8 protein-coding genes are annotated in these 11,812 nt (G+C 65.6%); 4 read left to right on the top strand and 4 right to left on the bottom strand.

Annotated features, from left to right (window positions below; all coding sequences use genetic code 11):
• Positions 1-223: 223 nt before the first annotated feature.
• From ugpC to JW958_13950, 4 genes are all read left to right on the top strand, one after another.
• Positions 224-2,677 carry a sn-glycerol-3-phosphate ABC transporter ATP-binding protein UgpC gene (gene ugpC, locus JW958_13935; protein MBN1827355.1) on the top strand — a complete coding sequence of 818 codons (2,454 nt, stop codon included), beginning with the start codon at positions 224-226 and terminating at the stop codon, positions 2,675-2,677.
• 117 nt (positions 2,678-2,794) lie between these two features.
• Positions 2,795-3,616 (top strand): sugar ABC transporter permease, encoded by an 822-nt coding sequence (locus tag JW958_13940; GenBank protein MBN1827356.1) that lies wholly within the window; start codon positions 2,795-2,797, stop codon positions 3,614-3,616.
• On the top strand, positions 3,613-4,443 hold the full coding sequence (locus tag JW958_13945) for a sugar ABC transporter permease (GenBank protein ID MBN1827357.1): 831 nt from the start codon (positions 3,613-3,615) through the stop codon (positions 4,441-4,443). The genes JW958_13940 and JW958_13945 overlap by 4 nt, the downstream gene beginning before the upstream one ends.
• Before the next feature lie 124 nt (positions 4,444-4,567).
• Positions 4,568-6,391 (top strand): hypothetical protein, encoded by a 1,824-nt coding sequence (locus JW958_13950; GenBank protein ID MBN1827358.1) that lies wholly within the window; start codon positions 4,568-4,570, stop codon positions 6,389-6,391.
• Between the two features lie 42 nt (positions 6,392-6,433).
• On the opposite strand, the gene JW958_13955 is transcribed toward JW958_13950, so the two are convergent.
• The 4 genes from JW958_13955 to msrB all read right to left on the bottom strand — a co-directional run bounded on the left by JW958_13955 (position 6,434) and on the right by msrB (position 11,697).
• The gene (locus tag JW958_13955) at positions 6,434-8,116 is read right to left on the bottom strand and encodes a hypothetical protein (protein ID MBN1827359.1); all 1,683 of its coding nucleotides are present in this window, start codon (positions 8,114-8,116) and stop codon (positions 6,434-6,436) included.
• Complete coding sequence (locus JW958_13960) at positions 8,103-9,494, bottom strand: sulfatase (protein ID MBN1827360.1); 1,392 nt, start codon at positions 9,492-9,494, stop codon at positions 8,103-8,105. Before JW958_13960 ends, JW958_13955 begins: the two co-directional genes overlap by 14 nt.
• Before the next feature lie 154 nt (positions 9,495-9,648).
• Positions 9,649-11,058, bottom strand: a complete 1,410-nt coding sequence (locus JW958_13965; protein ID MBN1827361.1) for an FAD-dependent oxidoreductase — start codon at positions 11,056-11,058, stop codon at positions 9,649-9,651.
• 225 nt (positions 11,059-11,283) lie between these two features.
• Complete coding sequence (gene msrB / locus JW958_13970) at positions 11,284-11,697, bottom strand: peptide-methionine (R)-S-oxide reductase MsrB (GenBank protein ID MBN1827362.1); 414 nt, start codon at positions 11,695-11,697, stop codon at positions 11,284-11,286.
• Positions 11,698-11,812 lie beyond the last annotated feature (115 nt).

Here is an 11,812-nt window from a genome sequence, read left to right on the forward strand (position 1 = left end):
GGATCAGTGAATTACCATTCGAATTAAGTGAAAACCGGCATAGAGTCATCAAAATCATATCATAGGAGCCTTTTTTTTTCCACTGATTCCCCATCGCTCGAAACGGTTGACCCGCTCTTTCTAGACGCCTAAAATCCAATCGATTAGAAGCCCGAACCGTCGCCGCCCCCGGGGGCGGGCGCTGGGGAGACGATTTCCGAAGCCTTCCGGAAGGAGTGCGCTCATGGCCGGCGTCGTCCTGCGAAATCTGGTGAAAAGCTACGGTAAGGGGAAGCCGGTCCTCAAGAACGTGAATCTGGAGATCGGGGACCGGGAGTTCATGGTCCTCGTCGGTCCATCGGGCTGTGGGAAATCGACGGTTCTCCGGGTGATTTCCGGGCTTGAGGATGTGGACGGGGGAGAGGTGCGGATCGACGATCGCCTGGTGAACGGCGTCCCCCCCAGAGAGAGGGACGTGGCGATGGTCTTCCAGAACTACGCCCTCTACCCGCACATGACCGTGTACGAGAACATCGCCTTCGGCCTCCGGGTCCGCGGCTTCGGCCGCGACGAGATCGACAAACTCGTTCGGGAGGCGGCGGAGGTCCTGAACCTGTCGCCCTTCCTGGCGAAGCTCCCCAAGCAGCTCTCCGGCGGCGAGCGCCAACGGGTCGCCCTCGGCCGGGCGATCGTCCGCAAGCCGAAGGTCTTCCTCTTCGACGAGCCCCTTTCCAACCTGGACGCCAAGCTGCGCGTGCAGATGCGCGCCGAGATCAGCGCGCTCCACAGGCGCCTCCGGATCACCACCGTCTACGTGACCCACGACCAGGTGGAGGCGATGACGATGGGGGAGAGGATCACGGTGATTCGCTCCGGCGAGATCCAGCAGGTTGCGCGCCCCCTCGATCTCTACCGGCAACCGGCGAACCGTTTCGTCGCCGAGTTCATCGGGTCCCCGCCGATGAACATCCTTCCCGTCCTTTGGGACGGGGAATCGATGACGGTGGCCGGAGTGAAAATCGATCTTCGCGGGGAGCGTCTCGGCCTGCCGGAGGAACTCCGGGGAAAGGGTGTCCTCCTCGGCGTGCGACCGGAGAAGGTCGAGGTTTTCGCCGGAGGGGGCGGCGTGCCGGCGCAGATCGATCTGGTGGAGCCGATGGGGGGGGAATCGAACATCTACCTGCGCGTGGAGGGGAAGCGCGTGATCGCCCGCATCGAGGGGGACACGCCGCTCCGCGCCGGCGAGGAGGCCTCGATCCGGTTCCCCGTTTCGGAGGCGCACTTTTTCCACGGCGAGACCGGTGTCCGTATCGGCCGCTCCGGCGAAAGCGAGACGATCGCCGCGCCCGCCGCGCCGCCCCCGCCGCCCGAGGAAGAGACGCGCCGCCGCGCGCCGGCCGCTCCCTCCGAGGGGCCGCCCCGGCGGAAGAGGGTCGCGTTGTGGTGGGCCATCGGCGTCACGGCGGTTCTGGCGGTGCTCCTCGGTTTCTACTTCGGCGGCCGGAGTGGTGGGGGAAGATCCGCCGCCGGCCCGGGCGAAGCGGTGGAGATCACGATCTGGCAGATGATGGATCCGCCCGAGAAGGCGCTTTTCGAGGAACTGGTGTACGAGTTCACCCGCGCCCATCCGAACTGGACCATCTCTCAAACCCATTTCGCGCCGGATAACCTCCGCACCCAGTTCCTCACCTCGGCGCTCGGCGGCGGCGGCCCGGAGATCATCTACGGTCCCTCCGACCAGGTGGGTCCCCTCTCCACGGCGGAGACGATCCTCCCCATCGACGAGGTTTTCTCCGACGAGTTTCTCGGCCAGTTCATCCCCCTCGCCTTCGACACGTTGAACGGGCACGTCTGGCAGTTGCCGGCCCGGGTCGGGAACCACCTGACCCTCCTCTACAACCGGGAGATGCTCGCCGAGCCGCCGGCGACCCTGAGAGATCTGGTTCGCGTCGCCCGGGAGCTGACGATCGACACCAACGGCGACGGCGCGCCGGATCGCTACGGCCTTGTCTTCAACATCAAAGAGCCCTTCTGGCTCGTCCCCTTTCTCGGCGCGTGGGGGGGATGGGTGATGGACCGGGAATACCGTCCCACCCTGGACACGCCCGCCATGGTCGGCGCCCTCCGTTTCCTCCAGGAGATGCGGCGGGGGAAGAAGATCATGCCCGAGGACTGCAACTATGAAGTCGCCCACACACTCTTCCAGGAGAAGAAGGCGGCGATGCTGATCAACGGCCCCTGGTCCTGGCGCGGCTACGAGGAGGCGGGAGTCGATTTCGGCCTCGCGCCGATTCCGAAGAACGACGAGACCGGATACTGGCCGTCGCCCATGATCTCCAGCGTCGGTTACAGCGTGAACGCCAACGTGAAACCGGAGAAGCTGGAGCGGGTGAAGGAACTCCTCGACTATCTCACCTCTCCGGAGGTGCAGATCCGTTACGTCGAGCGGCTCTGGACCATCCCGACCCGGAAGGCGGCGCTGGAGGACCCGAAGGTGCAATCCCACCCGAGGGTCGCCGATTCCTGGGAGCAGTACCGCCACGGCCGTCGTATGCCGGTCGTGACGGAGATGCGGGCGATCTGGGACGCCATGCGCCCCGCCTATCAGAACGTGTTGAACGGCGAGGCGACGCCGGTGGAGGCGGCGCGGAAGATGCAGTCGGACGCGATCAAGAAGATCAAGGAAATGAACGAGTAACAAGAGCGATTCGACTCGCGGCCGGGAGGAATCCTTTCCTCCAACCGAGGGCTGACCGTGGGTTTCTGGAAGAAATACAATCTCCCCTATCTCCTTCTGGGACCGGCGCTGATCGTGATGCTGCTGGTGGTGCTCTATCCCTTCCTGTACAACGTCGTCATCGCCTTCTCGAACATGAGCCTCGGCCATCTGCGGGATGCGAGCTTTATCGGGTTCGATCACTTCCGGACCATCTTCACCGAACCGGAGATCCTCCGGATCTTCCTGAAGACGGTGGTGTGGACCGGTGTGAACGTGATCGCCCACCTTACACTCGGCATCGGGCTCGCGATCCTGCTGAACCAGGAGATCCGCGGGCGCGCCTGGTTCCGGGCGCTGCTGATCCTCCCCTGGGCGATGCCCCAGTACATCACCGCGCTGACCTGGAAGGGGATGTTCAACTACGAGTTCGGCGCCGTGAACCTGATTCTGCGGAACCTCCACCTCCCGCCGGTCCCCTGGCTCTCGAACGCCTACTGGGCTTTCGCGGCGCCGATCATCGCCAATATCTGGCTCGGTTTCCCCTTCATGATGGTGATCGCCCTCGGCGGGCTCCAGTCGATCCCGCGTGAGCTGTACGAGGCGGCGGACATCGACGGCGCCGGATGGTGGTTCCGGCTCCGGCGCATCACCCTGCCGCTGCTGAAACCGGTGCTCGTGCCGGCGGCGGTGCTCGGGACGATTTGGACCTTCAACAACCTGAACGTGATCTGGCTGGTGACCAACCAGGGCGAGCCGGCGGACAAGACGCACATCCTGGTCACCTATGTCTACAAGGCGGCGTTCCACTACTACCGCTACGGCTACGCCGCCGCCTTCTCGCTGGTGATCTTCCTCATTCTTCTCGCCTTCGTGGTGTATTTCCTGCGCGTCACGAGGGAGAAGGAGGGGGCGGCATGAACGCGCGCGCCTTCCGATCCACCGTGCTTCACCTGCTTCTGATCGCCGTCACCCTCGCCACGATCTATCCGATCCTTCAGGTGGTCACCATCTCCCTCCGGCCGGGAGATCGGCTTTACTCGACATCCCTCGCGATCATTCCCGAAGGGGCGACGCTGGACGCCTATCGGATCATTCTCTTCGAGAAGCCGTTCCTTCTGTGGATGCGCAACTCCCTCTTGGTGACGATCGCGGTGACCGTGCTCGGCGTGACCCTCGCCTCGACGGCGGGGTACGCCTTTTCCCGGTTCCGTTTCCCCGGGCGGGGTGTGGGGATGCTCTCCTTCCTGGTGACGCAGATGTTCCCCGCCACCATGCTTCTCCTCCCTCTCTACATCCTGCTCGGGCGGATCGGTCTCGTCGACACCCTGTCCGGCCTGGTGGTCGCCTACGTGGCGACGGCGCTCCCCTTCTGCGTATGGACCATGAAGGGATACTACGACTCGATCCCCGTGGAGCTGGAGGAGGCGGCGATGGTGGACGGCACGTCCCGGGTGGGCGCTTTCGTCAAGGTCACCCTCCCCCTCTCCGCCCCGGCTCTCATGATCACCGCGCTCTTCAGCTTCATCTCCGCCTGGTCCGAGTTCATGGTCGCGCGCGTCATCATCCAGTCCCACGAACTCAACACGCTCCCCCTCGGCCTGGAATCGCTGGCGGGGACCTTCCAAACCGAGTGGGCCAACTATTCCGCCGGGGCGATCCTGGTCTGCGTCCCCGTGGTGGCGCTCTTCCTCGCCCTGAACCGGTATCTGGTGTCGGGGCTCACCCTGGGTGGCGTGAAGGGTTAAACCTTTATCCGCCCGTCCGTTCCGTCTCCGGTCGCGCACGCTTCCGAACCGATACGCGGAAAATACCTTGGAATCGAATCATCCGGGTCTTACTCTATTCGGGAGCGCGGACCGGAGGTGGACTATGCGTGCGAGACCGGTGCTGCTTGCGGCGATCCCGCTCTTTCTCGCGGCCGTGGAGGTTTCCGCGGCTCTTCCGAGAAGGGGTGAGGAATGGTACGAGGTTCGTTCGGCGGATTACACCCTCTTCAGCAACGCGCCCAGGAGCGTGACGCGGGAGACCGTCCGCAATCTGGACATGCTCCGAGCCGTCTTGGGCGTTCTCTTCCACACCATGGAGCCGCGCTCCCCCGACCCCACCTACCTATACCTGCTCCGCGACGAAGACCACTTTTCCCGCTACGTGAAGATCAAGGGATGGGACGAGACGCCGGCGGGCGTCTTCTTCCGCCGAGCGGACGGAAACTACATGGTCGTGAACGCGGGCTCCTGCAAGGACCGCATGCGGATCGTCTACCACGAGTACTTTCATCACTTCGTCCATAACAACGTGAGGGTGGATCTTCCCCCCTGTTTCGACGAGGGAATGGCGGAGTACTACAGCACGTTCCATGTGCGCGGCGACCGGGAGGTGGAGGTGGGAATCCCCATCGAGTATCACGTCCACAACCTCCGCCGCATGCCGGCGATCCCGATGATGGACCTCTTCTCCGCCAATCGCGGTGACCGGGAATTCGAAAGGCGCGAAGAACGTACGATTTTCTACGGTCAGTCTTGGGCGCTCATGCATTACCTCCTCTCCCGCCCGGATCGGGAGGAGAGGATCGAGGCTTTTCTGCACAATCTGGAAGAGGGGAAAAAGGTCAGTGACGCGGTGCGGCTCGCCTTCGACGTTTCGATCACCGACCTGGAAAAGGATTTGAGCGCGTATGTGTGGGAGGGTCGCTTTCCCTACCAGGTGTACACCTTCAATCGATTGGAGCAATCCCCGGACCCGGTGCTCCGCCGCATGGAATACGTCGAAGTGCTCGCCCGTCTCGGGAGTCTGATGGCGCGTATGGAGGACTCCCCGCCCAAAGACGTTATCGCCCTACTCGAAGGAGCGCTCAAAAGAGACACGGAAAACCGGATCGCCCTGACGGGCATGGGCTTGTTCCATATGGCCGCCGACCGGCATGGGGAGGCGGCGGCCTATCTGCGAAGGGCGGCGGCGGAATGCAGGGACTACGACGCTCATCTATATTATGGCATCAACTGTTTGGAGCGGGCGCGCGCGTCGCGGGCGGAACGGGCCGATTCCTCCGCGAACTCGACCGGCGCGCTTCTCGACAGCGCCCGCGCGTCCTTCCGGATCTGCATGGAAGAGGCGCCCGGGCGGACCGCCGGATACGGCGGACTGGGGGAGACCTATCTGGAGGGAGACGATTCCGTCGTCCCCGGGATCCAGGCCCTCCTCGCGGCGCTTCGGATCGCGCCGAACGACGACTCGATCGCCCTCAGGCTCCTCCTCCTCTTCCTCCGATACGGCGCCCGGGAGGACGCGGAAGCCTTGGAGAGGACCCGCCTCCGCTATTCGCGGGATCCGGAGATCGCGCGGACGGCGCGGCTGGCGATGGTGGAGGACCGGATCGCCCGCGCCCTCGCGCGCGAGGCGGAGGGTTTCCCCGACGAGGCGATTCAGGAGCTGGAGGAGGAGAGGGGTGAAACGAGAGATCCCGGCCTGGATGCGCGCCTGCAAGAGGCGTTGGCGGAGATCCGGGGGCGCTCGCCGCTCGATCCGAACGAGGTCCTCCTCCGGCGCGCCCAGAGGTTTATTCGGGAAGGTAATCCGTCCGGCGCTCGGGAACTTCTCTTGCGGGTCATCGAAACGGCGGAAAGCGACGAGCTGCGGGCGCGGGCGCATGCGATCCGGGACAGGATCGATCAAGCGGCCGGGGAGGGCGGGTAAGACCCCGATGCCGGCGCGGTCGCCGGCGCCCGGTCGTGTCGGTCAGCGTGCGGAGAAGCCGTCGAGGAAGAGCCGCCACGCCTCTCCCGGATCCTCCTCGGGGCGAATGCGGCGGAAATAGAGAAGGGCGGTCGGGGGAGCGCCTCTCTCTTGTGTGAGGGGAATCGACGCCGCCACGTAATCCCGTCCGTAGGGGCCGCCGCGCCAGCGGCGGATCATCGACAGAGCCACGTTGCTCGTCATGGGGGTGACGTGGAGCAGGTAGGTCGGTTTTTCATCCATGAAAAATGTGAGAGGGACGTGCTTGTCGTGTCCCGGCGAGCGCGCCTCCGCCGCCGATTCCCCCTTCGCGACGGCGGGCGTCACCAGCCCGTTCGTGTCGTATACGTATAAACCGGAGTAGTAGCCGATCGCCCCGATGGCTCCGCAGGCGCAGCTCTCGCCCGGCGCGGCGATCTCTTTCAGCTGTTTCCCGAAGAATTTCCAGATCGATTTGGTGAGGACCATCTGTTCCCATTGCTCTCTCTCGGTGCGGAAAGCGCTGGCGTGGTAGCGGAAGTCCAGCTTCGCCAGGAAGGATCGTGGGAACGCGTGGATGTTGAAAGCGGGGAGGACGCCCATGGCGACGATCGCCCCGCCGAGGAGAGCCGCGGCGGCGCTTCGCCGGGCGCCCCCTCCGTCGCGGACCGCGTCGAGCAGAAAGGCGATCAGAATCGCCCCGGGCACGATAAGCGCGGGGAGCAGAATCCGCCCCATCGCCATCCAATCCCCGCCCACGGCGACCGCGTAGGCGATGTTCGCCGCCGCGAGAGCGGCCAATGCGAGGGCGGTTTTCCCTCCCGCCCGCCGCCGCGCCGCGAAAAAGCCGGGGACGATGAAGAAGGGGACGAGAAAAGCGAGGAAATAGGAGGCGACATAACGGGCCCCGCGGAGAAACACGGCGCCGCCGAGCCCCGCTTTCACGTAGGCCGTGTTGGCGAGGGGCTCTCCGTAATAGGCGTAGCGCGCGGCGAAGTAGACCGCGTATCCCGCGAGCACCACCGCGAAGTAACGGAGGGCGGCCCGCCGGTTCATGCGTCCCTCGCCCCCGCCGAGCATCCAGGCGAGGACGCCGATTCCGGCCGCCCAAAAGATCCCCTCGGTACGCATCAGCGCCGCGGCGAGCCCGGGAATCGCCCCGGCGAGAGGCGCCGACCCGGTGCGGCGGAGGAGCATCCTCTCGGCGGCGAGGAAGAGGAGGAGCGCGAAGGGGATCGTCTCCAATCCGCCGGTGGACCAGAGCGCGAAGGAGGGGGCGGCGGCGAGGGAGAGGGCGCCGAGGAAAGCGGGGAGCGGATGCATGCGGAAGCGGAAGAGCAGGAGCCGGAAAACCAGGAAAAGGAGAAGGGCGCCGCAGGCCGCCGACAGGATAAGGGGCGCGGTTTCGATGTCGAGGCGCAGGCGCTCGAAAAGCGAGCAGAGGATCACCCAGAGAAAGTCGCTGTAACCCTCAACCGGCGGGTGTTCGCCCGGGTTGTAGCGAAGGCCAAGGCCGGAGGCGAGATTGCGCGCGTAGCGGAAGGAGATATAGGCGTCGTCGGTGACGAACCAGAACCGGCGGACCAGCCATGCCCAGGGTAGAAGGAGGGCGAGCCAGCCGAGGAGGAGGATGGCGGGCGTTTTGCCGGGCGGATCTCCCTCCGGAGCCGGTCGCGGGGAGGCGCCGGGATTCTCAATCGCCCACATAGCCGAGGGCCTTCAGGCGCTCCAACGTCTCCGGGTCGGCGGCCTCGCCCAACGAGTCGCGGACGTATCCGTTGAAACGGTCCAGCGCCTCGCGGAGGCGGGTCGCCCGATCCGGCTCCTCCTCGACGAGGTTCGTCTCCTCGCGCGGATCCGACGAGAGGCGGTACAGCTCGTCCTTCCCCTCGAGGAGGGGACGGTGGATCAGCTTCCAATCGCCGTCGATCAACGAGTGGAGCAGGCTGTCGTCCGGGCGGAGCCGCACCATGCCGGCGTTGAGGTCGTACAGGTTGATCGCGTCCGCGTAGGCGGTGCGCGGCTCCTCCTCCTCGCCGAGCACCACGGGCGTCATGTCCCGGCCGTCCAGTCCGGGCGGGGGCGCCACGCCGGCCGCGGCGAGCAGCGTGGGCATCGTGTCGGCGGACCGCACCGCGGCGGCGATCTCCTCTCCCGCCGGCCATCCGGGAATCTTGGCGATCAGGGGAACGCGGATCTGTTCCTGGTAGAGAATCCTGTGGTTCCACCAGCCGTGGTCGCCGAGTCCCTCGCCGTGATCCGCCACCACCACGATCGCCGTGTTGTCGTATTCGCCGCTCTCCTTCAACCGCCGGATCAGCCGCCCGAACTGGGAATCCATGTAATGGATCTCGCCGGCGTACTGCAGCCGTTTCCTCTCGTAGATGTCTTTCGTGTCCGTCTCGAAGAGCCGCTGGTTTTCCTCGGGGGGAAGGAGCCTTTCGTCGTGCGGGTCCCAGTAGTGCACCCAAAGACAGAAGGGGCGTTTCGCTCCCTCCAGCCAGCGGATCGCCTCGTCGGTGGTCGCGTCGGAGCGGCGCTGGTTCTTCTCCACCTCCCAGCCCCAGAGCCCGTTCCCCTTCGGCCGGAAGGCCGCTTCCGGATCGTCCGATATCCCGCTGTCGAAATAGCGGAATCCGCGGTCGAAGCCGTAGAACTCGGAGACGGTGAAGGAGCTGAGCACGGCGCCCGTGTCCCATCCCTTTTCACCGAGGATCGACGCGAGCGTCGCCACCGAGTCGGCGAGGAAGTAGCCTTCCTCGGCGTAGATCACGCGAACGCCGTGGCGGTAGGGGTAGACGCCGGTGAGGATCGTGGCGTGGGAGACGGGCGTGGCGGCCGACGCGGAGATCGCCCTGTCGAAGCGGACGCCGTCGGCGGCGAGGGAATCGAGGTTCGGGGTGGCCCGGACCGGTCCTTGATAGCCATAGCAACTCAGATAGTCCGCCCGGGTGGTGTCGAGAGTGACGAGCAGGATGTTGGTCCCCGCGGCGTCCTTGGATCCGGCGCAACCGCCGGAAGCGACGAGAGCGGCTACCGCGAACGAAAGGGCCGTTTTTCGGGCGGCGGCGCGAAAGGCAAACACGATACCCATCCCCCTGACGGACCGGCGCCTCCCCCGATCGCGTCCCGATCGTCGCCGGGACGGAGAGAAGGGACGGACCGGTTCCGGATGTTGTCCCACGGGGCCATTATAGCCGCGTCACCCTCCCCGGTCACGTCCGCTTTTCCTTGTCCCGTCACCCCTCTCCGTCGCAAGGCGTCTCGGCGGCCCGCGTCGCCGCCTCGACGATCGCGTTCCGGGCGGGGTAGAAGGTCTGCCAGGGTTGCGCGCAGTAGCTGAACCGGGAGAGATCCCGCGCCACGAGGCGGTGTTGGACGGCGAGGGTGAGGAGATCGGTTCGCTCCGCCACCGCTTCGTCGCCGATCACCTGCCCCCCCAGAATGCGCCGGGATTCCCGATCGAAGACCAGTTTCACCCGGACCTTGCCCGCGCCCGGCATCATCGGGAAGCGGGTGGCGGTTTCTCCGAAGGTCGAGAGAGTGCGGAAACCGCGCGATCGCGCCGTCGCCTCGGTGAAGCCGGTGCCGCCGACGCGGAGATTCCCCGCCACCGTGACCGCGCCGTTGAAAAAGCCGGGGTAATGGGTCTCCAGGCCGAGCATGTCCATGGCCGCCGTCTTTCCCATCGGCACGGCGTTGGTGGCCAGCTTCCCGCCGATGGGCCGACCGTCCACCCCCGACTTGAAAGCGACGCAGTCGCCCGCGGCCCAGATGTTCGGCACCCGGGTCCGCATCCGGTCGTCCACGACGATCCCGTCCCGGTCGATGTCGAGGCCGATCCCTTCGGCGCATCGCAAATCCGGCCGCATGCCCACGGCGAGGACCGCGAAGTCCCGTCCCGGTCGCAGATCGATCTTCTCCCCGTTCGACAGGACGACGCCCGCCAGATGCTTCTCGCCCAGGAATCTCTCCACGGCGGCGCCGAGATGAAGGCGGACGCCCAGTCTCTCCATCTCGCGGATCACGTCGCCGGCCATGTCGGCGTCGATCAGATTCGGCAGCGGGTGCGGCGCCATCTCCACCAGATCGACCTCCACGTCGTGGGCGCGGTAGGCGGCGGCTTGCTCCAGGCCGATCGCACCGGCGCCGATCACCACCGCCCGGATCGGATCGCCGTCTCTCTTCGGCGGGCGGAGAGGATCGCACTCGACGCCTCCCTGCAGCCGGCGCATGATCGCCAGAGCGTCCTCCGCCGTCTTGACGGTGAAGATGTTCTCCAGGTCCGCCCCCGGAAGATTCGGCTTCAGGGGAAGAGCGCCTGTGGCGATGAAGAGCTTCTCGTAACGAACCGCGCCGCCGTCGTCCAGGGTCACCGTTCGCGTGTCCGGATCGACGCGAACCGCCTTTTGCCGGATCATCTCGACGCCGACGCCCGTGACCAAATCGTCGCTCTTGAAGGTGCTCGCGAGCGGGAAGAGTCCCTCGATCGCATAGGGGATCGCGCAGTACACGAGGGAGTGGCTTTCCGGGCGAAGCATGGTCACCGTCGTCTCCGGGCTCTTTTCCTTGATGAGGCGGGCCGCCTGGGTGCCCGCCGGTCCGCCGCCGATGATCAGCACGTCCGTTTTTCGCTCGCTCTTTTCCATGACGCAATGCCTTTCCGCCGCCGTGCCGCCCCTGACGCAAAGCGCGCCGATCCGGCGGGGCGAATGCCGAACCGGTGTCCCCGCTCCCCTCTTCCGGCCGGGCGGGGTGGATCCTCATCCCTAGATGTAGTACAACGGGCGCGAGAGGGCATGGGGTAGCGCAACAGATTGTTATGTAATGGGTTGTGTTGTCGAATGGCGGGGCCGCGCCTTGCCGGACCGTCGTTACGGCCGTTCTGCTTCCGCCGCCTTCTCGAAGCGAAGGGCCGCCGAGTTGATGCAGTAACGGAGTCCTTCCGGCGGAGGCCCGTCGTCGAAGACGTGTCCCATGTGGGCGCCGCACCGGGCGCAGACGACCTCGGTCCGCCGCATGCCGAGAGACGGATCCGAAATCTCCTTCAGGTTGTTTTCGCCGAGCGGCCGCCGGAAGCTGGGCCAGCCGCTTCCGGAGTCATATTTTACATCAGAAGAGAATGCGGGCTGACCGCAGGCGGCGCAAAAATAGGTTCCCTTTTCCTTGTTGTGCAGAAGGGCGCCGCTCCAAGGAGGCTCGGTCCCCTTGAGGCGCGTGACCGTGTACTGCTCCGGCGTCAGTTCCCGTTTCCATTCCTCGTCGGTTTTACGGATGTCGTATGTCATGTTCGTCTCCCCCGGCGAGGTCCACGCGCCCGCGGCGCAGGAACCCGCCGTCGCCGCGCGCCGCTCCGCCTCGCAACCGATGTCGATCGAAAGCAGGAGAAAAAGCGCGCCGGCC

It is taken from the genome of Candidatus Eisenbacteria bacterium (assembly GCA_016930695.1).
Lineage (GTDB): Bacteria > Orphanbacterota > Orphanbacteria > Orphanbacterales > Orphanbacteraceae > JAFGGD01.

What these genes read in the sequence shown, in the direction of transcription:
- JW958_13955 (MBN1827359.1), bottom strand. Translation starts at nt 8,116, where the DNA reads ATGTGGGCGATTGAGAATCCCGGCGCCTCCCCGCGACCGGCTCCGGAG.
- msrB (MBN1827362.1), bottom strand. Translation starts at nt 11,697, where the DNA reads ATGACATACGACATCCGTAAAACCGACGAGGAATGGAAACGGGAACTG.
- JW958_13945 (MBN1827357.1), top strand. Translation starts at nt 3,613, where the DNA reads ATGAACGCGCGCGCCTTCCGATCCACCGTGCTTCACCTGCTTCTGATC.
- ugpC (MBN1827355.1), top strand. Translation starts at nt 224, where the DNA reads ATGGCCGGCGTCGTCCTGCGAAATCTGGTGAAAAGCTACGGTAAGGGG.
- JW958_13940 (MBN1827356.1), top strand. Translation starts at nt 2,795, where the DNA reads ATGCTGCTGGTGGTGCTCTATCCCTTCCTGTACAACGTCGTCATCGCC.
- JW958_13950 (MBN1827358.1), top strand. Translation starts at nt 4,568, where the DNA reads ATGCGTGCGAGACCGGTGCTGCTTGCGGCGATCCCGCTCTTTCTCGCG.
- JW958_13965 (MBN1827361.1), bottom strand. Translation starts at nt 11,058, where the DNA reads ATGGAAAAGAGCGAGCGAAAAACGGACGTGCTGATCATCGGCGGCGGA.